Source organism: Micromonospora rosaria (assembly GCF_001567585.1).
GTDB lineage: Bacteria > Actinomycetota > Actinomycetes > Mycobacteriales > Micromonosporaceae > Micromonospora > Micromonospora rosaria.
Map to the genome: position 1 here is coordinate 1 of NZ_LRQV01000057.1, position 22547 is coordinate 22547.

Genomic DNA, 22547 nt, shown 5'->3' on the forward strand with positions numbered 1-22547 from the left:
ACACCACCACGACGCTCAAACAAGCGACACGCCACAACAACCTAACAAAGCACTACTAACCCCAACGTCACCTACTGGGTGGAGAAGAACCCCCCGCCGCCCTCGGAGAGGGCGCTCAAGGCTGCCGCCGAAATGCAGAAGTCTGCGCCCCCGCTGGCCAGCGGGGGCGGTTGCAGGAACACTGCCGGCCTGGGCGTCTGCATCAGCTGGACCAACAACCAGCACAAGGGCGACTTCTACGTCAACTCCTGGAACGGTGCCGTGTACTACGGCACCGCCCGCGTGTACATCCACGTCAATGGCACGCCCTACTACAAGTACACCGTCGTGACGGACCACCTCGGTGCTTACCCAGCCGCCACCCACAACACGGGATCCGGAAGCAGTGGATCCGCCTACACCCTCGTCGACACCTTCAACCAGAACGGCTCGGTAATCGGGGGCGGCAGCAGCCCTTACCAGTATTGGCCGTGACCCTCTGATGCGAGTGAAGGGTGGCTCCAGCCCCGGCAGCCACCCTTCACTCGTTCACACTGTCGGCGTGAGCTCTACGACGTCTGTCCGGCCCGGTCGACAATGGTCACGTTCAAGATCACCTCATGCCGCGCTTGCTGGCCGACGTCCGCAGCCACCGGTACGGTCTGCCAGCTAAGAAACTGATAGGTCTGCGGGTCGAAGATGAGGTCGTAGCGATCGATGCTCCCGGGAAGGGACACTGCGGTGCCGGCGCGGCCCGCAGCGTCGGTCACGGTTGGGGACGCGACCACCCCGGGGATCTTCGTGGCCGCCTCGTACAGCGCCGCCCGGGATTGTGCGGGCAGGTATCCACGTCGGATCAGAACCCCCACGTTGGCGAACGTCTGCTCGCTGCTCACCTCGGTGTCCTTGCTCATCCCCTTCAGATAGGTCAGCATGGCAGCGGCATCGGTCGGCAGCCCGCTCAAGTAGGCCGGCGCTGGCGTGCACGGCCGGGTCGAGTTCAGGAGGTTGCCTTCCGGTCCCCACTCTGCGGCCCGTCCACCTCGACAGCCCGGGATCACCGTGCGCTGCCTCCCGCCGGCCGCCGGGTCGCTGGTCCAGATCAAGCCATCGTGGGTGCCGTCGACGGACATCCACGAGCGGGTGACGCTCGTCCCGGCGTCCTTCTGCCCGACGACGGGGAAGTATTCCTTGCTCTCGGTCAGGACGAACTCATCAGGCCGCGGGGCGGGGGTCTGGTCAGCGCGTGCGGCGTCAGCGGCCCGGTGCAGGATCTCCGCCGCTTGGGCGGTTGCAGCGGGCGGGTCTCCACCGATGCTGACCACCGAGCTGACCAGCAGGGCAAGCACACCCGTCGTGGCCACGGCACCGACCGTGGCAAGTCTCCACCGCGTCCTTCCCGATCGTGCCGGTCCCGCCGCCCCGGCGATCACACTTCCCACCCGCCCTCGCAGGTGAGATGGCGGCTCCGCAGGTTCGAGCAACGCCCTGACCTGATCGACCATCTGCCGGTCGTTCACATCGACTCCTCTGCCACTCGTGTCGGATCACTGCCGCCAAGCGCACTTGCGAGCTTGCGACGGGCGCGGTTCAGGCGGGAGCGCACCGTCCCAATGGGGATGCCGAGAGCCCGGGCGGTCTCCTCGTAGCTGAGTTCTCCCCAGGCGATCAGCAACAGGACGTCGCGATCCCTCGCCGGCAATTCCGCGAGGGCACCCGCCAGGGGTACTCGGATCGCCTGGGCCGCAGCCCCAGCCACCACCCACTCCGCGTGATCGGGTGCGGTACCGGTCGGCTCGGATCGCGCCATGGCTCGGTAACGCGCCTGCTCCCGACGCCGATAATGCGAAATCTCCTTCGTCAGGATCCCGAACAGCCACGGGCGTGCGTCCGGCCGCGAGAGGTCGTATCGGTGTCGTCGCCGAAACGCGACCAAGAACGTCTCCGACACCACGTCGTCAACGACCGCCGCGCCCACCCGCCCGTGCGCATACCGGTACAACGCAGCGGCATGCCGGTCGTACAAGACGGTGAACTGGGACCGCTCAACCAGAGAAGCCTCCACGTACCAGGCGTCCGACTCCAGCTCCGCCTCAAGCTGCCGGTCAGCCAGCATGCCCGGCACAACAAACAGCTCGCCTCACGTCAGACCCCCTCCAGCACGCAACTGCCCTCACCCATGTATCGCCACCCCGACCCTTTCGAGTTCACGCGACCGCGACCGCCCTGGCCCGCACCGCTTCGACGCCCCCTTTCTCTCACCGCCCGGAGAGTGTCGAGACTGTCTCTCGCCAACGGTGCTTCCGGTGATCTTGGTAGTAGGTATCAGCGGCCGGAAAGCGGTCGCTGAACGTCTTGTCGAAGGCGTTCCACGAGGGCTTCCAGCGCATCGTCCATCGGATTCTTCCTGCTCCGGCAGGTTCCAGTGACCGGGTCACCAGCACAGATACTTGAACGCGTCCTGCTCCTTGGTGAAGTGGCCGCAGGCCTTGACCGCCCGCCGCTACAGATCTTGAAAAGTTAGGTTGAGCCGGCGTCGAGGGTCAGGCCGGTATGCGCGAGGAAGCTGTTGAGTAGGTCGGGGCGGTACTGGATGCGTTTGAGCCGGTTCTTGATGATCGCGAGGAGGTGGTCGAGGCCGGTGACGGCTAGGTTGCCGATGCTGCGTTTCAGGTGGGACCAGACGCCCTCGGTAGGGTTGAGGTCCGGAGCGTAGGCGGGCAGCCGGATCGCGGTCAGCCAGTCCCGGGCGGCGATCATCTGGCGCATCGCTGCGCTGATGTGGGTGTTGAGGTTGTCCCAGACGAGGACGATCGGGCCGCCGAGCTGCTGGTGGGCGGCGTCGAGCAGGGCGATGTAGTCGGCTTCGGCGAAGCTGCGCCGCTCACCCTTACGGCCGCGGTGGGTGATGGTGCGGTAGATCAGGCGAGGCCGGCGTCCGGGCTTGTAGCAGGTCAGACCCGCGATGGAGATCCGGCCGGAGCCCTTGCCGGAGGTCGGCACGACCGGCGTGTGGCCGCGTCGGCCCCACGTACGGGCCTTGGGCGGGCGCAGCGTCTGACCGGCCTCGTCCTCGAAGACGATCCACGCCCTACGCTGCGCCGCTACCGTTTTCCCGCCGGCCACACCTCCCGCCGCCACGTCATCACCGCATCCTCGTCACGTTCCACCGGCCGATGCGCCGGGACCTGCACCGACCAGCCGATCCGGTGCAGCAGATAGGAGGTGCCGCGCAGCGTGTACCGGGTGTGGAACAGCCGAGCGATCACATCCGACACCCGCGCCAGGGTCCAGCGTTGATCGTCACCGAACCCGTGCGCCGCCGGACCCTCATCCAACGCTTCGGCCAGCCGCCGCAGGCGAGGCTCGTCGAGGCGACACCGTGAACCACCGGGGCCTTTCGACGCCAGAGCGTCCGCACCTCCGGCCCGCCACCGCTGCCGCCAGCCGTACACCGCGGTCTGCGACACCCGCAACCGCGCCGCGATCTCCGGCACCGAAACCCCCTCGGCGAACCACCCGGCCGCCTGCCGCCGTACCACCTCACGCTTGGCCCGCCCCCGCGCCGACAGGCCACCACCATCGGGATACCTCATACCAAGGGATCTACCCGCGAGCGGCAAGGTCACCCATCACAGTGGACCAAGCTGGCCTTTCAAGATCTGTAGCGGGTGTTGAGTGACTCGATCGCGGCGTGGAGCAGATGACCCTGCGGATTCTCTAGGTCGTAGTCGAGGAGCGGGATGAACTGGGCCCAGGCCTCGTCCCACAGGCGGATCACCGTCGGATACCAGCCGCGCCTCTTGTCGTTACGTCGCGCGGGGATGGCGGAAATGGCCGCGCCGGATCCACGTGCGGTCAACGGGGATAACGTACATCGAGGAGCCGCCGGCGTTGTTGGCGAAGCTCACGTCACCATCGAGGAGTTCCAGCTCGCCCGCCGAAGTCCCCGTCCGCGAGGAAGCCCTGACGGCAAAACCGTCGCGCTGGTGGGACAGCGAGGCTCAGCGGGTACGACGGACCCCGCACAGAACGACCCCGAAACATGCCGCATCGCCAGCACCGAGAAACCCGCCAGGGAGAGCAGCGCGCCTACTCACAGAGCCCCGGCCCGCCATCTGGCTTCCGAGCCAGCACCGGAAGCATGATCAAGAACCACCCGGACACGACGGCCACCGCTGGACGGGCCAGGACATGAGGGATGCTCGTCGCACGAGCACCCACCGAGCACCCAACCGTCCACAGGAGACAGAAAAGCGAAGGGGCCTGACTGCCGTATCGGCAGGTCAGACCCCTTGTGATCTTGTGCGCCCGAAGGGACTCGAACCCCTAACCTTCTGATCCGTAGTCAGATGCTCTATCCGTTGAGCTACGGGCGCTGGTGCTTGGCCAGTCTACACACCGGCTTTCGCGCGGAGACTCCGGGATTCGAACCCGGGAGGGGCTTTAAGACCCCAACCGCATTAGCAGTGCGGCGCCATAGACCAGACTAGGCGAAGTCTCCCTGGTGGCCTGCAGACCACCGCGCCTGAGGATACAGGCCCCCACCCACCCGGGGCAAAGCGACTATCCCGCCCGCCGCGCCGTGCCCCGCCGCCGCCGACCGCCAGCCACATTTTCCCCGGTGGGACGCCCGGATCGGGGCTACCCTCCATCGATATGGAGGAGCAGCCGCCCAGCGACCAGCCCCGCCGACCGAGCCGCAGACCCCGAGCGGGTACGCCCGGAAGCCGCCCGCCGGAGGCGAGCTTCACCCCGCCACCACCCCGGCCCGGGGAACCGGAGCCGACCGAGCCGCCGCGAAAGCCGGCGCGCCGGGCGAAGGCAGCCCCGACCGTGCTCTTCCAGCCTCCGCAGGATCCCCCGCCCGACGGTACGGCTCCCGTACCGCGCCGCCGGTCGGCCCCGTCGAGCCGCACGACCACCACCGCACCGAGCCTCCCTCTGCCGGCCGAGTCTCCGCCGGTTGGCGAGCAGGTCGAGCCGACGCCCAGCCGGGAGCAGGTCGAGCCCGCCCCAGGCGGTGAGCCGGTGGGGTCGGTGACGGGACCGGAGCCGGCCACCGGGACGGAGAGTGGGTCGGACCACAGCGCCGGCTCGACGGGCGATGATCCCGGGCCGGCCCGCAGCACCCCCGCGCGCACCAGGTCGACCACCGGATCCACGCCGGCGACCGGACGAAGGACCCCGGTGCGCAAGAGCGCCGCCGCGAGCCGGGTCACGCCCTCCGGCGGAACGCCCACCGAGGCCACCGACGGGACCACGCCCGCCGAGAAGGGGACCACGCCCGCCGAGAAGGGGACCGCCCGGACCCGGAAGACACCCACCACCCGGAAGGCGCCCACCCGCCGGACGGCCATGCCGCCGGAATCGGTCACCGGGTCCCTGACGGCCGGCACGGCACCGGTCGGCCCGTCCACCCCACCGGACATCGCGCAGCGCCCCGAGAACGAGCCGCCGGACGTCGCGCAGCAGCCCAGGCCGGCGGACGTCGCGCAGCGGCCCGACGGCGAGCCGACGGAGGTACACCGACCTGGGAGCGGGCCGGCGGACGGGCGTACCGGGGGAGGTGACCTGCGGTGGACGGCCGGGCGGCTGCGCGACCGGCCGGAGTTGGCGCCGGAGTTGCTCGCCCTGGCGGCCGTCGAGGTGCGGGGGCCGGCCGCGCGGGCCTGGGTCGACGAGGTGCGGGCGGTGTACCCGCAGGCCGACGCGGCCGGGCTGGCCCGGCTCGCCACCGCACGGTTCGTGCGGCGGGCCGGCGTGGGTGGGGCGGCGGCCACGACGGCCGGGCTGCTCGCCCCGGCCGTGGAGGTGGCGGCGGTGCTCTGGGCGCAGGCCGACCTGGTGTTGCACCTCGCGGCGGCCTACGGCCGGGACCCGGGTCACCCGGACCGGGCGGTGGAGTTGCTGGTGCTGACCCGGGTGCACGCCGACAGCGACCGGGCGCGGGCGGCGCTGGACGCGGCCAGGGCGGCGGCCCGGGATCCGGACGGTGGCCCTCGGCCGGCGGCGGGGCCGTGGCCGTCGGCGCTGGGGGCGGCGTGGCGACTCGCGGCGCCCCTGACCGGTGGGGAGTGGCTGCCGGTCCGGCTCGCCGCGCGTCTGCTGCCGGGCGCTGCGGTGCTGGCCGCAGCGGCCGGGGCCGATGCCGCGACGCGACGGCTCGCCGCCCGCGCGGTCGCCGCCTACCGCGCCGGCTGACCGGGGTCCGCCCCGCCGGGGCCGCCGGGACCGTCCGACCGCAAGCCCCGTGGCGGGCGGCGCACGGGCCGACACGGCTCGACAGCGGTCCACACCGCCGAAAGCAGCGGGCAGAACAGGAACAGCAGGCAGAGCAGGGACCGCGGGCAGAGCAGGGACGGTGGGAGGGGTCAGAGCCAGTCGAACCATTCGCGGGGCAGCAGGGAGTAGCCGACGAAGGCCACGATGTCGAGCAGCGTGTGCGCCACGACCAGCGGCATCACCCGCCGGGTCCGCAGGAAGAAGTACGTGAAGACGATGCCCATCACCACGTTGCCGACGAACGCCCCGAAGCCCTGGTACAGGTGGTAGGTGCCGCGCAGGACGGCGCTGGTCGCGATGATCACGCCGACCCGCCACTGGAGCTGCCGCAGCCGGGTGACCAGGTACCCGACCACGATCACCTCCTCCAGGACGGCGTTCTTCACGGCGGCGAGGATCAGCACCGGCACCGCCCACCAGTAGTCGGGTAGCGCCGCCGGCACCAGGCTGGCGTTGAGACCGAGGTGCGCGGCCACCCAGAACAACGCCAGGCCGGGCAGGCCGATCAGGGCCGCCAGCCCGGCGCCCCGGGCCAGGTCCGACCCGGGCCGCCGGGCGTCCAGGCCGAGGGTGCGGATCGCGTTTCCGGGGTCGCGGTTGACCAGGTGTACGGCGAGCAGCACCGGCAGCATCGCGAAGGCGAGACCGAGCAGTTGGTACGTCAGGTCCAGGTACGGCCGGGGTGACGCGGAGGTGTTCAGGGCGGCGGTCTGTCTCGACAGTCCGCCCTCGGCGGTCAGCTTGGCGACGATGGAGACCATCGCGTACACGGCTGACTGACCGAGGGAGAGCCCGAGGACCAGCAACGTTTCGGTGCCGAGGGTCCGTCGGGACGCCTGGCGGGTGAGCTCGACCGTCACCGCACCACTGTGCCCGACGCGGCGGCCCGCCGGCAGGGGCAAGGTCACCAGTGTGAGCCGGTCGCACATTCTGTGCGACCGCTGTGCACGCTCCGTGCCCATCCTGTGATGGCCCGATCGCCGTCACCCGAGGGAGCGTGCCAGTGGAGCACTTCGCGCGGCTGCTGAAGGAGAGCTGGACCCTGGTCGAGTCCGACCGGGAACGGCTGAGTGGACACTTCTACGCGCGGCTCTTCCTCCTCGACCCGGAGCTGCGCACGCTGTTCCCGGCCGAGATGTCCGGGCAGGGCGACCGGCTGCTGGAGGCGATCGTCACCGCGACGCAGACCGTCGACGACCCGGAGAGCTTCGACGAGTACCTGCGCGCGCTGGGCCGGGACCACCGCAAGTACCACGTCGACCCGGCGCACTACGCGACCATGGGCGTCGCCCTGATGGACGCGCTGCGCAGCACCGCCGGCGACGACTGGAACCTGGAGTACGACCAGGCGTGGCGGGACGCGTACGCGGCGATCTCGGCGAAGATGATGGCCGGGGCGGAGAACGACCGGAACCCGCCGTTCTGGCACGGCGAGGTGCTGACCCACGAGCGGGTCGGCCCCGACACGGCGGTGCTGACCTGCCGCGCGTTGCAGTACCCGCTGCCCTGGCGGGCCGGCCAGTACGTCAGCGTCGAGGTGCCTCGGTACCTGCCCCGGGTGTGGCGGACGTACTCGGTGGCGAACGCCCCCAACGACGACAACGTGCTGGAGTTCCACGTCCGCACGCCGACCGGGGCGGGCTGGCTCTCCGGTGCCCTGGTCCGCCGGGTCCGCCCCGGTGACCTGCTCCGGCTGGCCGCGCCGATGGGGTCGATGACCCTGGACCGCTCCTCCACCCGGGACATCCTGGCGGTGGCGGGCGGGGTGGGCCTGGCCCCGGTCAAGGCGCTGGTCGAGGAGTTGGCCACGTACAACCGGACCCGCTGGGTGCACGTCTTCTACGGGGCGCGCCGCCCGGCGGACCTGTACGCCCTGCCGGGGCTGCGCGAGCTGGTCGAGGCGCACCCGTGGCTGTCGGTGACCCCGGCGTGCAGCGAGGACCCGGACTTCGACGGCGAGCGGGGTGCCGTCTCCGACGTGGTCACCCGGTACGGGCCGTGGACCAACCACGACTGTTACGTCTCCGGCTCGGCGCGGATGGTCCGGGCCACCCTGCGGGCGCTCGCCGAGGACGAGGTGCCGCCGTCGCGGATCCGGTACGACACGTTCGGCAACCTCTGACGACTTTCCTCCCCCCAATGCCGGGTCGCGTGCCCCTGCCCCCTGGGGCACGCGACCCGGCCCCCCGTCGCCGGGCAGCCGCCGTGGGGTCAGTACCGCCAGGGGTGGCCGGTCTCCCGGTACTCCTCGACCGGCACCAGGGGCACGCCCGGTGCCATCCGGTCGACGTAGAGGCGTCCGTCGAGGTGGTCGACCTCGTGGGCCACCAGCCGGGCCATGCCGAACTCGAAAGACGTGATCATCCGGCTGCCGTCCCAGTGGGCGTGCTCGACGTCGAGCCGGAGCGGCCGGGGCACCAGACCCCGGTGGTCGAAGAAGGAGAGGCAGCCCTCGTACTGCTCGTCGGTGTCCGGGGCGGCGTCCACCACCCGGGGGTTGAGCAGGACCACCGGCTCGGCGCCACGGCCCGGCGGGCGGACCACCGCCGCCGCCCAGCCGAGACCGAGCTGCGGGGCGGCGAGGCCGACGCCCTTGGAGAACGGGTGCAGTTCGTCCAGCCGGGCCAGCGCGGCGGTCAACCGGTCGACCACGTCCCGGGCGATCGGCTCCTGGCCGGGCAGGTCGAACTGGCGGGCCGGCTGCCGCAGCAGGTCGGCGCCGCGCTGCACGATGCCGAACTCGCGCATCCGGTCGCTGGCGCGGACCGGGGCACCGGACTCCGTCTCGTCCGGGTCAACGCCGGGCTGGCTGCGGAACCGCCACTGCATCCGGTAGCGGGCGTTGAGCGGCGGCTCCTCGGTCGACCACTCGAAGACCGCCCGGCCGCCCTCGTCGCGCCGGTGCACGGGGGTACGCAGCGGCCCCTCCTCGGCCGACAGCGAGGTCTCCGCTCCCCAGACCTGCGGGTCCAGCTCGGCCGGCAGGTCCAGCCGGACGGCCAGGTGCCGGGTCGGCAGCCGGACGGCCCGCTGGAACCAGGGCCCCCACTTGTCCCGCCCGACCTGGTAGGCGTACTCGATGGTGGCCCGGTGCCCCGGGTAGAGCGGGAAGCGTCGGTCGCCGTTCTCGAAGAGCAGCCAGATCTCCTTGAACGCGTCCCGGTCGTGCTTGGCCCGCCAGTGCATCGGCTCCTGCTCGGCACCGTCCTCCCGGACGGCGTGCAGTTGCAGCTCGGCGAAGGTCAGCGGGTGCTCCCGGTGGTGCCGGTTGGAGCGGCCGGGGTCGGTCGGGTACCGGTCGACGGCCACCCGGGCGAGGTAGCGGGTGACCGGCTCGGTGCCGGCGTTGTACAGCTCCCGCCGGATGACGCACCGGTACCCGTCGTCGGTGTACGTGAGGGAGGCGATCTCCCGTTCCACGATCAGGCCGGTGCCGGGGGGCAGCCACTGCCCGGGTGGGGGCGGCTCCCGGTGCGCCGGGATGGTCCGGGCGTGCCGCAGCTCGTCGTACTCCCGGTAGCGCTGCCAGATCGCGCCGCTGGCCTCCAGGACGGCCTCCGCCCGGCGGGCGAAGTCCTCGGTGGGGCGGTGCCGGCGGCCCTCGACGTGGCTGACGTACGACGGGTCGAATCCCATCATCGTGGCGAGCTGTTTCTTGGACAGCCCCCGACCCGTGCGGTGCCGGGCGAGCTCGGCCGCGAAGGAGTCGGCGGCCCGGTCGAGTGGGGATGTCGTCATCAGCTTCCTCGTTGCCGGGTAGCACAAGTCTCACGTTCCGTGCCGGAACCCGCACAGGACTGCCCCGTTGCCGACACTTCCCTTGACAAGCACACCGAGATGATCTGCGAGTGAAACGCCCCACGTTTCCTGCTCTGCCCGGCGGGAAGACGCCAGCGCCGGCCCCGATCGGCCGATCCCACGACTTCCCCACCCGACCGAGTGTGGTTAGGCTAGCCTTAGCTGACGGTGATCGACGGTCCGGTCCGGGGGGTGGGTGCTGATGACAGCGGTGATGCCGAGGCAGCACGCCGCCGCCCCGCTCGCGCCGGTGACCGCCACCCTGCGCGCCATGTTCGGCACCGACGACCTGCCCGGCCTCGCCCCCGGCCTGCTGGTCGCCGACGACCTCGGCTGGGCCCCGGCGAGCACGCTGATCGACGGCAGCCGACTGCCCGACCTGCTGGCCGACGCCGCCCGTCGCTGGGGCGGCCCCCCGCACGGCAGCGCCGCCGTGGCGTGGAAGGCCTACAGCTACTGGGCGGCGCTGCCGGTGGTGCTGGGCTGGGCCGCCGCCCGCCGGGTGCCGCTGGCCGTGCCGGCCGACGTGCTGGTCGACCTCGGCCCGCAGCGCCCGGTCACCCTGGGCCTGCGCCCGTCGACCACCGTCGCGGTGCTGCCCGGCGACCCGCTGGCCCTGCTCGGCCTGCCCCAGGTCCGGATCGTCGCCGACGAGGCCGACCTGCTCCGCCTGCTGCGCGCCACCCTGCTCGACGCCCACCTCGCCCCGCTGATCACGGCGATCCAGCGGGAGGTCCGCATCGGCACCCGCGCCCTGCTCGGCTCGGTGGCCTCCGGCATCGCGCACGGCATCCTGCGCGCCGCCGACGCGCTGCCCGGTCCCTCGACGCAGACCGTGCAGACCCTGCTCGGCGTCCTCGACCTGGCCGACCTCGTCGACCTGGTGCCCGGCCCGACCGGCGAGCCGACCGTGCAGCGGCGCACCTGCTGCCTGGCCTTCACCCTGCCCAGCCCGAAGCTCTGCCAGGGCTGCTGCATCCGCTCCTGACCGACCCCACCCACCCGGCCGGTCACGGATCACCCACCGTTTTCTCCCGGGTCGGTCAGCCGGTCAGCGGGCGGACGTCCCAGAGCCACACCCCACCGGTACGGGTCGGCTCGATCCCGGTCAGCTCGGTCATCCCCCGCCGCAGCGCCTCCTCCTGCCGGTGCGGACCGAGCACCACCACCCCCGCCCGCCAGTACCGCAGGTCCGTCAGGGCGGCGGCCCGGTCCCGCCCGGTGACCGCCGGCACCTCCCCGGTGCTGCGGATCGTGTCGAAGAACTCGCTGGTCGGTCGGGGCGTCGCGCCGTACAGCGCGATCGGCCCCTCGGGCGCGTCCGGGCGGGTGTCCGGCCCGAGGAAGTAGCCCTGGGCCAGCGGCATCTCCAGACCGGTCCGGGCCGACCAGCGCAGCGGCTCGGCGTACTCGGTGTCCGGCAGGGGCAGGGTGACCAGGCTGCGCCCGCCGGCCAGGTACGGCCGCCAGGCCCCCGAGGTGACGAACTCCGGGGTCGGCTCGAAGCGGGTGGTGGGCAGCGGGGTGGGCAGCACCGGCACCAGCGCCATCGCCAGGACGAGACCGGTGACCGCGCGGATCTGCCGCCGCTGCTCCGGATGCTCCCGGGCGAGCAGCCGGACCCGCTCCGCGCCGAGCGCCAGCAGCAGCCCGACCACCGGGACGAGCGCCAGCGACCAGCGGGTGGGCACCACGGAGTGCAGGATCGGCAGGTTCTCCAGGGCCGCCCAGGGCGCGGGGACGCCGGTGTCCCGGCCGGCGAAGCGGATCTCCCGGCCCAGCGAGAGCACGGCCAGCAGCCCGCCGAGGACGGCCAGGCCGAGCACGACCGGGCTGCGCCGCATCCACCACACCAGGGCCGCCACCAGGATGACCAGTGGCCAGCCGAAGAAGCCGTTCTCCTCGGTGGGGTTGCGGGCCAGGTGGGCGGTGGCCCGGGGGTCCCCGGCGAGCGACTCCCCGGCGAACGAGACGAACGAGGCCAGGTCGGTGGAGTAGCCCCGGATCAGCCGGGACAGCCCCTGGTACGCGCCGGGGCCGAAGAACTGGACGTAGAGCGGGTACGCCAGGAGCACCGCGGAGAGCACGGCGGCGACGGCGAGGCCGGCCAGGAACGGGCGGGTACCCCGGCGCAGGTCGGGGCGGCCGAGGGCCAGCGCGGCGACCACCACCCCGAGACCGATCGCGGTCACCAGCAGCACCTCCAGGTTGATGAAGGCCTGCCAGACGATGAGCAGCCCGAGCAGGACGCCGTTGCGCAGCCAGCGGCCCGCTTCGGCCAGCCGCAGGGTCCGCCACACGATCAGCGGTACGACGTACTGGGCGACGATGTTCGGGTGGGCGTTGGCGTGCGACACCATCGCCGGGGCGTACGCGCAGAACGCCGCGCCCAGCCAGGCCGGGCCCCGGCTGCCGATCAGCGCCCGGGAGAGCACCAGGTACCAGGCGGTGGCGGTGAGGATCAGGCCACCGGTGAGAAAGACCAGAAAGGCGGCGCGCGGACCGGCCAGCAGGGTCACCGGGGACAAGGGTATTGATACCGACAATACGGACGTATTTGCCACCAAATTGACACTGTCCGGCACATTCATCCGATTCGAGCCGAACGGATAGTCGAAATCAGTCACCACCCGAGCACCGTGCGCCATCATCCATTCGAAGAGCGCCTGGTCGGAGAGGTTGTCCCGGATGTCCTGCCGGGGGTCCAGCCAGAGTCGCAGCGTCACCCAGAAGGCCAGCAGGACGAAGCTGAGCCCGGCGGCGACGTCCACCCACCGCCCGGCCCGGCGTCGCGCTGCCTGGTCGGCACCCTGTTCACCGGTGCCGACGGACGGACACGGGTCCGAATGAGGAGTAGTCATGGCAATTCGGATCGTAGTGAGGCGAAGGCGGCACCGTGCAGGTTTCGGGGTACTGACGTAATATGTGCCGGGTTCGCTGACCGCCGATCTCGCGCCGCCCCCGACCCGCAATTCGGCCATCCCGGTCCCCCGCTTCCGAACCGGTCGGGTCGGATGATTCACTCTGTCGGTCCAGGCGCGGGTCCAGTCATACCGTGAGGAATCGACGACGATGGCAGAAATCACTGGGGATCAGCGCATCCAGTCCGAGGTGCTCGAAGGCCTGGCCACCGCGGTCAACCACCGCAGATGGTTCGTTGAGCTGGCCCTGCCGTACCTCGGCGACGATCCCATCGAGATCGGCAGCGGCCTGGGCGACTACGCCCTGGAGTGGGCGCCGCACGTCCCCCGCTTCACCGCCACCGAGGCGGACCCGGACCGGCTGATCTCCCTCAAGGAACGGCTCGCCGACCAGCCCACCATCGAGGTACGGCAGATGCTGCTGCCGCACTCCGAGGACGGCGACTACAGCGCGGCCGTGTCGTACAACGTCCTGGAGCACATCGACGACCACGTCGGCGCGCTGAGCAGCATGCGGGAGCTGGTCCGCCCCGGCGGTGCCGTGATCATCATCGTGCCGGCGTTCATGTTCGCGATGAGCCCCGCCGACATCGCCACCGGCCACGTCCGCCGGTACACCAAGAAGACCCTGGCCGCCGCGATGACCGAGGCGGGCCTGCGGGTCGAGAAGATCCACTACGCCAACGCGCTCGGCCTGATCGGCTACTTCATGGCCACCAAGGTCTTCCGGCTGATGCCGAAGGAGGGCCCCATGGTCAAGGTGTACGACACCCTGGTCCTGCCCGCGACCAAGGCCGCCGAGCAGCTCGTCCTGCCGCCGTTCGGCCAGTCCGTCTTCGCCGTCGCCCGCGTCCCCGGCTGACCCCACCCCCTGCGGCCCACCCATCCCGCACCGCAGCGCCCGCCGGCCCACCCCGTCTGCCCCCAGGTCGCCACGTCCTGGTTGTCGTGGCCTTCGCCACAGGTTGAGGCCACGACAACCAGGACGTCACCGTCGCTGACCGCGTCGGATCAGGCGGTCACCTGGTACGTGGGGCGGATGACCGCCCGCGCCAGGGTGTGGAAGGCCAGGTTGAAGCCCACGTACGCCGGGCTCGCCCCGGGGCCCACGTCGAGCCGCTCCACGTCCACCGCGTGCACCGCGAAGACGTACCGGTGCGGCCGGTCCCCGGCCGGCGGGGCGGCCCCGCCGTACCCGGTGTCCCCGTAGTCGTTGCGGATGCTGAACGCCCCACCCAGGCCGGTCTCGTCGACCCCGCCCGCCAGCTCGGTCACCGAGACCGGCACGTCGACCAGCACCCAGTGCCAGAAACCGCTGCCGGTCGGCGCGTCCGGGTCGAAGCAGGTGACCACGAAACTCTTCGTCTCGGCCGGGAACCCGGACCAGGACAGGTGCGGCGAGACGTTCCCACCCCCGACACTGCCGTGCGCGTACGTCGCGTCCATCGGCTCGCCGTTGCGCACGTCGTCGCTGCTCAACGCGAACGACCCCACGGTCGGCAGCAGCTCGTACGGGTCCGGGGCGATCGGTCGTTCCAGGGTCATCGGGACGGATCCTTCCGGTGAGCGGATTGTCTGCGCACCTTCATACCCCGCCGGAGCCGGCGAACCGACCACCGCCACCGATCCGGAATCCGCCCGACCGGGACACCCGACGCGGCGCACACCCCTGTCGCTATCGTCCAAGACCCCGCACCGCCCGGTCGATAGCCTTCCGGAGGTGGCCGCGACGGGCGGGAACTCCGGCCGGGGCGCGGTGCTCGACGACGGATACGGAGACTGTGGTGACGCGCGAACTGGTGTGGACCGGGTTCATCTCGCTCGACGGGATCGTGGACTCCCCGGGAGGCACGGCCGAAGGACACCCCAACGGCGGATGGGTGTTCCGCACGCCGTTCGACCCCGACTCCTACTCGCTCAAGGGCGAGGAGCTTCAGGAGACCACCGCGCTGATGTTCGGACGCCGCAGCTACGAGGCCTTCGCCTCGGTGTGGCCGCAGTCCGACGACCACGCCGACTACCGGGACCTCCCGAAGTACGTCGTCTCCACGACCCTCGACGAGGACGCGCTCGTCGGCGGGTGGGGCGAGCAGCAGATCCTGCGCTCGGTGAAGGACGTCGCCGCCCTCAAGGAGACCGACGGCGGCGCGATCTTCATCCACGGCAGCGCCGCACTCGCCTGCGGCCTGGCCGACGCCGACCTCATCGACCGGTACAACCTGCTGGTCTTCCCGGTGCTGCTCGGCGACGGCAAGAGCGTCTTCCCCGGGCGGGCGCGCGACGAACAGCGGCTAGCCCTGCGCGAGTCCGCCGCCTACCCCAACGGCGTCCTCAAGGCCGTCTACGACATCGTCCGCTAGCTGCGACAACGCGATCGCACCGCCAAGGCCACCCCGGAGCTGACCGGCGGTACGTCCCACGTACCGCCGCAGCGCCCGCGCCAGGTGCGGCTCGTCGTAGTACCCGAGCAGACCGACCACGACGCCCACCTCCTCGCCGGCGGCGAGCAGGTCCGCGGCGGCACGGGCCCGCTCGATCTGCCCGACCGCACCCCGGGTCAGCCCGGTGACGGTCCGGAACCTCCGCTCCACGGTCCGGGTCGTCCCGGCCGGCAGGTGGCCGTCCAGCGCCGCCCGCACCAGCGGATCCTGCACGAGGACACCACTGCGGACGAGCCGCGCCACCAGCGCCTCGGCGTCGTCGTCGACCCGTGGCGTCGGCCACCGCTCCCCGTCGAGCCAGAACCGCCCCGCCGTCGTGTCGGGCAACTCGAACCCGGAGTTCAGGAACGTCGACGTGGGCGCCTTCCGCAACGCGGTGCCGACCGCGAACTGGATGCCGAAGAAGCGAGCATCCCCGGGTACGGGTGCCGCCCTCGCGCGCTCCTCCGGACCCGAGACAGTCGCGTACGGTCTCCCCTCGGACTCCCAGAACACGAGCCCCCAGGTCTCGCTCGCGATCGAGGTCATCTGGGACACCCCGGCGCTGCGGCTGGCCCACACCGAGGAGATCCACGGCGACTCCGAGGAACGCGACGCGATCACCAACCCCACGCCGGCAACCGTACGACCTACCGGTCGCCGTAGTGGTACCGGCAGGCGACGATCTCGACGTCGTCCTTGGTGATCCGGTACACCAGCCGGTGTTCCCGATCGATCCGACGGGACCAGAAGCCGGACAGCTCTCCCCGCAGGGGCTCCGGCTTGCCGATGCCCTCGTATCCGTTGCGCATCACGTCCGCGATGAGATCGTTGATGCGCTTGATCAGCTTCCGGTCCGTGTGACTGAGGTACTGGCTCCACGCCGTCGCGGTGAAGACCAGCCTCACGCGACATCCCGCACGGCAGCCGGATCGATCAGATCGCGCTCGGCCGTGTCGCCCTGCTCAAGCTCCGCGATCGATCGACGGAGGGCAGCGGCGTTGCTCGGGGTGCGCAGGAGATACTCGGTCTCCTTCATCGACTCGTACTCGGCCAGCGACACGATCACCACCGGCTCGTGCCCCGACCGGGTCACCACCACCTCCTCCGCGTCGTTGATGACGCTGTCGAGCTCGGCGGCCAGGTTCTGTCGAAGCTGGGTGAAGTTCACGGTCCGCACAACCACCTCCAGGGCAAGTACAGAAAATTGTACCTCAGGCGGACGGGCTGCTGGTTCGCACGGGAATCACTCGACAGCAGCGTTTGCACTGCTCAGGGTGCTGTTGCTCTCGATGCCAGCACCACCTGTCGCACATCAGCGAAAGGTGATCATCGAGCAGGTGGGCACTCCGGTGGAAGAGAAGTTGCCGCCGAGGCTGCGGGTGAACCGCACCGCCGTCGGCTCTCTCGCCGGTCAACTGGACCTCTCCGGCGACTGGGACTCACCCCGGACCGACGCCGACATCGCCGCCGACTTCGACATCGGCGTTTGACCCTGCCGCTGGACGATTCCATTCGATCATCGGCAGGGCTGGCGCGAATCCCCCCACCAGCCCCCAGCGGTCAGCCCCGGCCGGGAAACCCGAAGCTGAGCTGCGTACGGAGGGATCATCAAGGGCGGAGGGTGTGGGATTCGAACCCACGAAGACATCGCTGCCTTACCGGTTTTCAAGACCAGCGCCATCGGCCACTAGGCGAACCCTCCCGAACCGCGCCTGCGGGCACGGCCGCTGTCCAGTCTGCCAGAAGTCGTCCCAGAGGACTGCCGCCGCACCCACCGCTGGGACGGTGGCAGCCGTGACACGCCAGAACCGTGTCGATCGTGAAGAACCGGTCAGGCCGTGAACGTGTAATCGAGAAGGTAGGCGCTGCCGTCGAGGATCATGCGGTTGACCTCGACGCACCGTGCCGAGTCGTCGAACGCGTGGCGGGTGATCTCGACGACCGGGGTTCCCTCGGAGAGCGCGAGACGGTCCGTTTCGTCTGGCAGGGGCATCCGGGCCCGGAGGTACTCCGTGAAGGTCGCCGGCCCATGCCCGCTCTCGGCGAGCCGGGCGTAGATCCCTCCTGGCCCGGCGTCCGTGTGCATGATGGCCGTACCCCTGGCTAGGTCTACGGGCAGGTAGGAGGTGGCGAGTTGCACGGCCCGACCGTCGACCAGGAAGCGCCGAGAGCGATAGACCACCGGGCTGCCAGGGCTCAGCCCCAAAGGGCCGGCGACCCACTCGACGGCCTCCGTCTCGCCGGTCACCACGTCCACCGCTCGCGGCCGGTCGGCGGTGTCCGCCTGCTGGATAGCCTCGCCCCGGCCCCACTGCTCCCGGGCGAGCCGGCCCGGTGAGCTACGGCGGATCGGGCGGAACTGCCGCGCGAACGTGCCTCGACCATCGTGGGTCACTTCTGCACCCCTCCGACTCCGCCCGAAGGCCACCCGCCGGTCCACCGCCGCATCCACCAGTCGAACTGGCACTTGCTGGCCGCCCGAGGGGCACTCAGCGACAGTTGACGTCGATGACGACCACTGTGACATTGTCCGGGCCGCCGTGTTCGAGGGCCAGGGTGACCAGTTGGTCGACGGCGTCCTGGGGTGTGCCCGCTGAGCTGAGCGCATCGTGCAGGAGGCGGTGCGGCACGTAGGAACTCAGCCCATCGGAGCAGAGCAGGAGCCGATCCTCCGGGCGCAACGTCAGTGGGGTGATGTCGGGCGACCGGCCGTCCACCCGTCCGTCAAGGAAGCGGGCCAGCTTCTCGGGCAGGTGGGGCACGTCGGCCGAGTCGGCGACCAGGTGCCGATAGACGTGGTCTTCGGTGATCTGGGAGGTCTCGCCGTCGCCCGCGCGGCCTCGCAGCAGGTACGCGCGGGAGTCCCCGACATTCGCCAGCGCCGCCGACGTACCAGCGTGAAGAAGCGCGACCAGGGTGGTGCCCATCCCGGCCAGGTCCGGCTCGGCTTCGACCCGCTGGCGTAGGGCGGTGTTCGCCGCGCTGATCGCCGCGCCCAGCGTGGTTGTCAGCGCCGCTGGCTCGACCACCCGGTCATACTGCTTCACCGTCTCGATCACCGTCGTGCTGGCCACATCACCGGCCACGTGCCCGCCGAGCCCGTCGGCAACGGCCAACAGGTTCTGTCCGAGGTGGAACGCGTCCTCGTTGCGCCGCCGGACGAGTCCCAGGTGAGAGCCGCCCGCAGCGTCGACGCGAAGCGTCATGGTCATGATCCACCTGCCTCGTCCTGGTCGTGGGAGTCTTCGACGTCGTCGGGCCAGGGATCGCGGGCCGACTCGTGCCGGTGCAGAACGTGGATTGTCTCCACCCGGTCGCTGGCGACGATGTACTCGGTCACCTCGACCGGCTTGCCGTCGTCGCCTGAGGTACCGACCCGGACGATCTCCAGGACCGGCAGGTTGGTCGGGATCTCCAGCAGAGCGGCCTCCTCCTTGCTGGGCATCCGAGCGCGGTGGATCTCCATCCAACTGAGCGGCCAGTGGCCGGCCTTCTCCAGCCGGTACAGCCAGTCTCCCGGCCCTGGTGCCTGCTCGGAGACGCCGGGGATGTCGGCGACGCGTGGGTGGATCCAGGAGACGTTGATCTGAAACGGCGGCTCCGACTCGGGCCCGGTCACCCGGAACCGGCGCAGGACCGCTGTGCCCGGCGGTACCCCGAGCAGACGCGCGATCCGCGGATCGTCCAGTGACTCGACCGAGGCCACCGGCGGGATGTGGTGCTTCCAGACCTCCGTGCTGGACGCGGAGGGAAAGGAGTACCCCGGCGCGACATGGTTGCGCTTCACCAGGTTCCCGCGCGGTCGGCGCGGCCCGCGCGTCCAAGGTCGTCCGGAGTCATTCACCGCTTCGATTCCCCGATCGGGTCAGGCCGACTCAGTCTCAGTAAGCACCCAATCGACGTACGCGGGGTTGCCGGCGATCACCGGAAGCGCGATCACGCAGGGCACGTCGTACGGGTGCTCGTCGTTGGCCCGCTGCACGATGCGCGGAACGAGACTCACCCGCGTGTGCAGGGCGACCCGGGCCTCCTGGTCGTCTTGGACAGCCCCGTCCCAACGGTAGACCGACCGGATGGCGGCGATGTTCTGCCCGCAGGCGGCGAGCCGGTCGTCGACGAGCCGGCGGGTGAACTCCACGAGCCACTCAGCGCTCTCGGCCGTGATCACGACTTCGCAGATCTCAGTGCTCATGCTCTCGGCTCCCCTCACTCTTGAGCCTGTTGACGATGCTCAGCACCTCGTCTTCGGTCTTGGCGATGGCACCCCATCCGCTGACGATCGGCCCGTCGTAGCTCAGGCCGACCCAGCGCCCGCTCATCTGCTGACCGTGCTGGTGGAGTGCGAAGTAGAGAGTCCCCTTCGACCGGACGGCAGCCTCGTCGGCCACGTACCACCCCATCAGCACCTCGTTGTCCCACAGCCGCAGCTCACCACGCCACAGGTAGCCGCCCTCTTCGAACTTCTGGGTACCCCGCGTCACGGCGACCACGTCGAGGTCGTCGCCCTTCTGCCGCATCCGGATTTTGTGCGGGTTCAGGATCTCCTGCCCCTTGTTCCAGGTTTGCCAGCAGGCCCACCACTCGCCAGTCAGGTCGACTCGGTGCACGTCCTCGCCGGCCAATTCGTCAACGGTGATCTCCAAGGCGCGTGCGATCGACCGGGCCACGGAAAGCGTGGGCTGGGTGTCGCCAGCTTCGTACCGCCTGATCTGCCGCTTGTCCACGCCGACCCGGGCGGCCAACTCCGCTTGCGACAGACCCAACGCAGTTCGGCGTTGGCGCATGATCTCGGACATCTCCACGCCTCCCATCTTCCGGGGACACCCCTGTCCGCACAACGGCACGCCCTCCTTGAAGGGGCAATGAAGTCCTTGACAGGGGACTTTTACGTCCCCAAACTACAGGACTTATAAGCCCCTCAACAAGGGACATGAAAGTCCTTCCCTGTTGCGCCGCCCACCACCTGCTGATCGGGGAGGTGCACAGGTAGCCGGTCGCAACAGTGCGAGGAGGACCTATGCGTCGCGTGTCGTACGACGAGTACGTGCTTCGGGTTGCGCTCACGCTGGCGCGGCGGCATCGCACGGTCTGGTCCTGGCGGCGGTGGCGGCGGGTCTGTCGCTGCGGCGCGGAGCTGCCCTGCCGGCAACGACACAAACTCCCGCTCAACCGGGGGCACTGGCCCGAGCCGGAGCAGACGACCCGCAACCAACGGGCCCAGAGCCTCGGTGAGCAGATCCAAGCCGCCGAGCACAACGCTGCCTGCGCCCGGATCCTGGCGCAGGCGCAGGCCGAGCGCATCCCGGTCGAGGAGATCACCCGGGCGGCACCGGAGCGGCGGTGGCGTCGTGGGCACCGGTGACCGGCGCAACCAGCGGGAGTTGCCGATCGGGCGGCGGGTGGCGCAGTGGCGGGTCCGGCGGCACATGACCCAGCAGATGCTGGCCGACCGGCTCGGCAAGTCGAAGAGCTGGGTGGACAAGGTGGAGCGGGGCGTGCGTACCCTCGATCGGGTTTCGGTGTTGCACGCGCTGGCCGAGGTGTTGCGGATCGCCCCGGCGGCGCTGCTCGACCCGGCTGCCCGGCCGCCGGTCGGGGTCGGGGCGGTCGACGGCGTCGAAGGGGTACGCGCCGCGCTCGCCGTCCCCGACCTCGCCCGGAACGGGCGGCCGGTGGTTTCGACGCAGGCGCGGGCCCGGCAGGTCGACCACGCCTGGCTGACCTACCAGCACGCCGGATACCCACAGTTGCTGCGGCTCCTGCCGGGCCTGCTCACCACCGCCGGCCCCGGCCAGGACGACGGGACAGGGCTGCTGGTGCAGGTGTACCGGCTCACCGCGCAGGTGCTGGTCAAGCTCGGCGAGGCCGAGTTGGGCTGGCTCGCCGCCGACCGGGCGGTCACCACCGCCGCCGGTGATCCGCTGCTGACGGCGGCCGGCACGGTACCGCTCGCCCAGGCGCTGCGCGCCCTGGACCGGCCCCGGCTGGCGCACGCGGCGGCGCTGGCCGCCGCCCGGTGCGTCGCCCCCGAGGTGCCGGCCCCGTCGCCGGCCCGATCGTTGCAGGCCCGATCGCTGTACGGGACGCTGCTGGTGGAGGCGGCGCTCGCCGCCGCCGACCGACCCGACCGGGCCGGCGCGGCCGATCTGCTCCACCGGGCCGCCGGGGCCGCCGAGGTGATCGGCGACGGGCACGACCACGGGTGGACCGGCTTCGGGCCGGCCGCCGTCGACCTCGCCCGCGCCACGGCCGCCGCCCTCCTCGGCGACACCGACGACGCCCTCGACCGGTACGAGCGGGCGCGTGCCGGGGACGGGTGGCGGCGGCTGCCCGCCGAGCATCGGGCCGCGTACCTGCTCGACGTGGCCCGGGGGTGCCTGCGTACCGGCGATGTGCTCGCCGCCGGCCGACTCCTGCTCGACGCGGAACGGACCGCCCCGACCGAGGTCCGCAACCGGCCCGTCGCCCGGGACCTGGTCACCGATCTCGTGCGTGCCGGCAGCGCGTCGGCCGCCCTGATCCGACTGGCCGCCGACCTCGGGGCGACCTGAGCCCGGCCAGCTACCCGGGGTCGGCCCAGCGTGGCACGATCGGCGCATGTGGGACAGCCCTGCCGTCGTGCTGATCACCGGTGTCATGGCCGCCGGCAAGTCCACTGTGGCCGAGCTGCTGGCCCGGCGACTGCCCCGCGCGGTGCACCTGCGTGGTGACCTGTTCCGGCGCATGATCGTCTCCGGGCGGGCCGAGATCACCCCGGACATCTCCGCCGAGGCGTGGGCGCAGTTGCGGCTCCGCTACGACCTGGCCGCGCAGGCCGCCGACGGGTACGCGGCGGCGGGGTTCACGGTGGCGTACCAGGACATTGTCGCCGGGCCCGAACTGGCGGCGGTGGTGGACCGGATCCGGCACCGGCCGCTGCTGGTCGTGGTGCTCGCGCCCCGCGCGGAGGTGGTCGCCGCCCGCGAGCAGGGCCGGCCGAAGCAGGGGTACGGGGACTGGCCGGTCGCCGACTTCGACACGCGGTTCCGGGCCGACACGCCCCGGATCGGCCTCTGGCTGGACACCTCCGAGCAGACCCCGGAGGAGACGGTCGACGAGATTCTGGCCCGCGCGTGGACGCAGGCCCGAATCGGGTAAGACT

General features: G+C 71.1%; 26 protein-coding genes, 3 tRNA genes and 2 pseudogenes. 10 read left to right on the forward strand and 21 right to left on the reverse strand.

Going from position 1 to position 22547, the window contains the following annotated elements; translation table 11 throughout:
- Nucleotides 1–78: 78 nt before the first annotated feature.
- The gene (locus tag AWW66_RS16600; RefSeq protein ID WP_245648339.1) at nt 79–474 is read left to right on the forward strand and encodes a hypothetical protein; all 396 of its coding nucleotides are present in this window, start codon (nt 79–81) and stop codon (nt 472–474) included.
- A 74-nt stretch (nt 475–548) separates the two neighbouring features.
- Here AWW66_RS16600 and AWW66_RS34435 read toward each other — a convergent pair whose 3' ends face one another.
- The 8 genes and pseudogenes from AWW66_RS34435 to AWW66_RS16630 all read right to left on the reverse strand — a co-directional run bounded on the left by AWW66_RS34435 (nt 549) and on the right by AWW66_RS16630 (nt 4483).
- A complete protein-coding gene (locus AWW66_RS34435; protein WP_245648343.1) occupies nt 549–1484 on the reverse strand; it encodes a CU044_5270 family protein in 936 nt (311 codons plus the stop codon).
- Nucleotides 1485–1495: 11 nt separating this feature from the next.
- Nucleotides 1496–2095: an RNA polymerase sigma factor gene (locus AWW66_RS16610; RefSeq protein ID WP_067366912.1), complete on the reverse strand. Its 600-nt coding sequence runs from the start codon at nt 2093–2095 to the stop codon at nt 1496–1498.
- 202 nt (nt 2096–2297) lie between these two features.
- Nucleotides 2298–2482 (reverse strand): annotated as a pseudogene (locus AWW66_RS35370) (IS256 family transposase); the annotation flags it as partial.
- A 17-nt stretch (nt 2483–2499) separates the two neighbouring features.
- A complete protein-coding gene (locus tag AWW66_RS16615; protein ID WP_245648340.1) occupies nt 2500–3120 on the reverse strand; it encodes a transposase in 621 nt (206 codons plus the stop codon).
- Entirely contained in the window at nt 3084–3575 is a 492-nt protein-coding gene (locus AWW66_RS16620; protein WP_067366830.1) for a winged helix-turn-helix domain-containing protein, read from the reverse strand. Before AWW66_RS16620 ends, AWW66_RS16615 begins: the two co-directional genes overlap by 37 nt.
- Before the next feature lie 65 nt (nt 3576–3640).
- Nucleotides 3641–3787, reverse strand: a pseudogene (locus AWW66_RS33735) (transposase); the annotation flags it as partial.
- Between the two features lie 498 nt (nt 3788–4285).
- Nucleotides 4286–4358 (reverse strand) — tRNA-Arg (locus AWW66_RS16625).
- Between the two features lie 34 nt (nt 4359–4392).
- Nucleotides 4393–4483: transfer RNA gene (locus tag AWW66_RS16630), tRNA-Ser, on the reverse strand.
- A 686-nt stretch (nt 4484–5169) separates the two neighbouring features.
- Between AWW66_RS16630 and AWW66_RS16635 the strand changes: the two genes are divergently transcribed.
- Nucleotides 5170–6183 carry a hypothetical protein gene (locus tag AWW66_RS16635; RefSeq protein ID WP_083978551.1) on the forward strand — a complete coding sequence of 338 codons (1014 nt, stop codon included), beginning with the start codon at nt 5170–5172 and terminating at the stop codon, nt 6181–6183.
- Nucleotides 6184–6353: 170 nt separating this feature from the next.
- Here the strand turns inward: AWW66_RS16635 and AWW66_RS16640 are convergent, their stop codons facing one another.
- Nucleotides 6354–7124, reverse strand: a complete 771-nt coding sequence (locus AWW66_RS16640; protein WP_067366919.1) for a CPBP family intramembrane glutamic endopeptidase — start codon at nt 7122–7124, stop codon at nt 6354–6356.
- A gap of 143 nt (nt 7125–7267) precedes the next feature.
- On the opposite strand from AWW66_RS16640, the gene AWW66_RS16645 reads away from it, so the two are divergent.
- On the forward strand, nt 7268–8386 hold the full coding sequence (locus tag AWW66_RS16645; RefSeq protein WP_067366832.1) for a globin domain-containing protein: 1119 nt from the start codon (nt 7268–7270) through the stop codon (nt 8384–8386).
- Nucleotides 8387–8475: 89 nt separating this feature from the next.
- Here AWW66_RS16645 and AWW66_RS16650 read toward each other — a convergent pair whose 3' ends face one another.
- Complete coding sequence (locus AWW66_RS16650; RefSeq protein ID WP_067366835.1) at nt 8476–10002, reverse strand: peptide deformylase; 1527 nt, start codon at nt 10000–10002, stop codon at nt 8476–8478.
- A gap of 274 nt (nt 10003–10276) precedes the next feature.
- Here AWW66_RS16650 and AWW66_RS16655 point away from each other — a divergent pair, with 274 nt between their 5' ends.
- On the forward strand, nt 10277–11050 hold the full coding sequence (locus AWW66_RS16655; protein ID WP_067366837.1) for a ferric iron reductase: 774 nt from the start codon (nt 10277–10279) through the stop codon (nt 11048–11050).
- Nucleotides 11051–11105: 55 nt separating this feature from the next.
- Here the strand turns inward: AWW66_RS16655 and AWW66_RS16660 are convergent, their stop codons facing one another.
- On the reverse strand, nt 11106–12923 hold the full coding sequence (locus tag AWW66_RS16660) for a DUF6311 domain-containing protein (protein ID WP_067366839.1): 1818 nt from the start codon (nt 12921–12923) through the stop codon (nt 11106–11108).
- Between the two features lie 211 nt (nt 12924–13134).
- Between AWW66_RS16660 and AWW66_RS16665 the strand changes: the two genes are divergently transcribed.
- On the forward strand, nt 13135–13845 hold the full coding sequence (locus AWW66_RS16665; protein ID WP_067366842.1) for a class I SAM-dependent methyltransferase: 711 nt from the start codon (nt 13135–13137) through the stop codon (nt 13843–13845).
- A 149-nt stretch (nt 13846–13994) separates the two neighbouring features.
- Here AWW66_RS16665 and AWW66_RS16670 read toward each other — a convergent pair whose 3' ends face one another.
- Nucleotides 13995–14528, reverse strand: a complete 534-nt coding sequence (locus AWW66_RS16670) for a YbhB/YbcL family Raf kinase inhibitor-like protein (RefSeq protein ID WP_067366845.1) — start codon at nt 14526–14528, stop codon at nt 13995–13997.
- A gap of 239 nt (nt 14529–14767) precedes the next feature.
- Between AWW66_RS16670 and AWW66_RS16675 the strand changes: the two genes are divergently transcribed.
- A complete protein-coding gene (locus tag AWW66_RS16675; protein WP_067366848.1) occupies nt 14768–15343 on the forward strand; it encodes a dihydrofolate reductase family protein in 576 nt (191 codons plus the stop codon).
- On the opposite strand, the gene AWW66_RS16680 is transcribed toward AWW66_RS16675, so the two are convergent.
- From AWW66_RS16680 to AWW66_RS16690, 3 genes are read right to left on the reverse strand one after another with little or no spacing between them, the layout of a single operon-like run.
- On the reverse strand, nt 15275–16036 hold the full coding sequence (locus AWW66_RS16680) for a helix-turn-helix domain-containing protein (RefSeq protein WP_067366851.1): 762 nt from the start codon (nt 16034–16036) through the stop codon (nt 15275–15277). The genes AWW66_RS16675 and AWW66_RS16680 overlap by 69 nt on opposite strands.
- A 17-nt stretch (nt 16037–16053) precedes the next feature.
- Nucleotides 16054–16311 carry a Txe/YoeB family addiction module toxin gene (locus AWW66_RS16685; RefSeq protein ID WP_067366854.1) on the reverse strand — a complete coding sequence of 86 codons (258 nt, stop codon included), beginning with the start codon at nt 16309–16311 and terminating at the stop codon, nt 16054–16056.
- Nucleotides 16308–16574 carry a type II toxin-antitoxin system Phd/YefM family antitoxin gene (locus tag AWW66_RS16690; RefSeq protein WP_245648342.1) on the reverse strand — a complete coding sequence of 89 codons (267 nt, stop codon included), beginning with the start codon at nt 16572–16574 and terminating at the stop codon, nt 16308–16310. The genes AWW66_RS16685 and AWW66_RS16690 overlap by 4 nt, the downstream gene beginning before the upstream one ends.
- A gap of 121 nt (nt 16575–16695) precedes the next feature.
- Here AWW66_RS16690 and AWW66_RS16695 point away from each other — a divergent pair, with 121 nt between their 5' ends.
- Entirely contained in the window at nt 16696–16896 is a 201-nt protein-coding gene (locus tag AWW66_RS16695) for a hypothetical protein (protein WP_067366922.1), read from the forward strand.
- Between the two features lie 125 nt (nt 16897–17021).
- Here the strand turns inward: AWW66_RS16695 and AWW66_RS16700 are convergent.
- The 6 genes from AWW66_RS16700 to AWW66_RS16725 form a co-directional block, all read right to left on the reverse strand.
- Nucleotides 17022–17108 (reverse strand) — tRNA-Ser (locus tag AWW66_RS16700).
- Nucleotides 17109–17237: 129 nt separating this feature from the next.
- Nucleotides 17238–17858: a GntR family transcriptional regulator gene (locus tag AWW66_RS16705; RefSeq protein ID WP_169807124.1), complete on the reverse strand. Its 621-nt coding sequence runs from the start codon at nt 17856–17858 to the stop codon at nt 17238–17240.
- Between the two features lie 37 nt (nt 17859–17895).
- A complete protein-coding gene (locus tag AWW66_RS16710; RefSeq protein ID WP_067366926.1) occupies nt 17896–18612 on the reverse strand; it encodes a PP2C family protein-serine/threonine phosphatase in 717 nt (238 codons plus the stop codon).
- Between the two features lie 2 nt (nt 18613–18614).
- Nucleotides 18615–19193 carry a UTRA domain-containing protein gene (locus tag AWW66_RS16715; RefSeq protein ID WP_083978553.1) on the reverse strand — a complete coding sequence of 193 codons (579 nt, stop codon included), beginning with the start codon at nt 19191–19193 and terminating at the stop codon, nt 18615–18617.
- A 78-nt stretch (nt 19194–19271) separates the two neighbouring features.
- Nucleotides 19272–19598, reverse strand: a complete 327-nt coding sequence (gene cutA / locus AWW66_RS16720) for a divalent-cation tolerance protein CutA (RefSeq protein WP_067366929.1) — start codon at nt 19596–19598, stop codon at nt 19272–19274.
- Nucleotides 19588–20202, reverse strand: a complete 615-nt coding sequence (locus AWW66_RS16725; RefSeq protein ID WP_067366932.1) for a helix-turn-helix transcriptional regulator — start codon at nt 20200–20202, stop codon at nt 19588–19590. Before AWW66_RS16725 ends, cutA begins: the two co-directional genes overlap by 11 nt.
- Before the next feature lie 221 nt (nt 20203–20423).
- Between AWW66_RS16725 and AWW66_RS35375 the strand changes: the two genes are divergently transcribed.
- Genes AWW66_RS35375 through AWW66_RS16740 form a run of 3 tightly spaced genes read left to right on the forward strand, consistent with a single transcriptional unit; the run spans nt 20424 to nt 22543 of the window.
- Nucleotides 20424–20768, forward strand: a complete 345-nt coding sequence (locus AWW66_RS35375) for a hypothetical protein (RefSeq protein ID WP_067366869.1) — start codon at nt 20424–20426, stop codon at nt 20766–20768.
- Nucleotides 20755–21957: a helix-turn-helix domain-containing protein gene (locus tag AWW66_RS36000; protein WP_281179607.1), complete on the forward strand. Its 1203-nt coding sequence runs from the start codon at nt 20755–20757 to the stop codon at nt 21955–21957. The genes AWW66_RS35375 and AWW66_RS36000 overlap by 14 nt, the downstream gene beginning before the upstream one ends.
- A 46-nt stretch (nt 21958–22003) precedes the next feature.
- A complete protein-coding gene (locus AWW66_RS16740) occupies nt 22004–22543 on the forward strand; it encodes an AAA family ATPase (protein ID WP_067366872.1) in 540 nt (179 codons plus the stop codon).
- Nucleotides 22544–22547: the final 4 nt, after the last annotated feature.

Coding starts and splice junctions, on each gene's coding strand:
- AWW66_RS34435 (WP_245648343.1), bottom strand. CDS start 1,484: ATGGTCGATCAGGTCAGGGCGTTGCTCGAACCTGCGGAGCCGCCATCT.
- AWW66_RS16610 (WP_067366912.1), bottom strand. CDS start 2,095: ATGCTGGCTGACCGGCAGCTTGAGGCGGAGCTGGAGTCGGACGCCTGG.
- AWW66_RS16620 (WP_067366830.1), bottom strand. CDS start 3,575: ATGAGGTATCCCGATGGTGGTGGCCTGTCGGCGCGGGGGCGGGCCAAG.
- AWW66_RS16650 (WP_067366835.1), bottom strand. CDS start 10,002: ATGACGACATCCCCACTCGACCGGGCCGCCGACTCCTTCGCGGCCGAG.
- AWW66_RS16655 (WP_067366837.1), top strand. CDS start 10,277: ATGCCGAGGCAGCACGCCGCCGCCCCGCTCGCGCCGGTGACCGCCACC.
- AWW66_RS16660 (WP_067366839.1), bottom strand. CDS start 12,923: ATGACTACTCCTCATTCGGACCCGTGTCCGTCCGTCGGCACCGGTGAA.
- AWW66_RS16665 (WP_067366842.1), top strand. CDS start 13,135: ATGGCAGAAATCACTGGGGATCAGCGCATCCAGTCCGAGGTGCTCGAA.
- AWW66_RS16670 (WP_067366845.1), bottom strand. CDS start 14,528: ATGACCCTGGAACGACCGATCGCCCCGGACCCGTACGAGCTGCTGCCG.
- AWW66_RS16695 (WP_067366922.1), top strand. CDS start 16,696: ATGCCAGCACCACCTGTCGCACATCAGCGAAAGGTGATCATCGAGCAG.
- AWW66_RS16710 (WP_067366926.1), bottom strand. CDS start 18,612: ATGACGCTTCGCGTCGACGCTGCGGGCGGCTCTCACCTGGGACTCGTC.
- cutA (WP_067366929.1), bottom strand. CDS start 19,598: ATGAGCACTGAGATCTGCGAAGTCGTGATCACGGCCGAGAGCGCTGAG.
- AWW66_RS16725 (WP_067366932.1), bottom strand. CDS start 20,202: ATGTCCGAGATCATGCGCCAACGCCGAACTGCGTTGGGTCTGTCGCAA.
- AWW66_RS35375 (WP_067366869.1), top strand. CDS start 20,424: ATGCGTCGCGTGTCGTACGACGAGTACGTGCTTCGGGTTGCGCTCACG.
- AWW66_RS16740 (WP_067366872.1), top strand. CDS start 22,004: ATGTGGGACAGCCCTGCCGTCGTGCTGATCACCGGTGTCATGGCCGCC.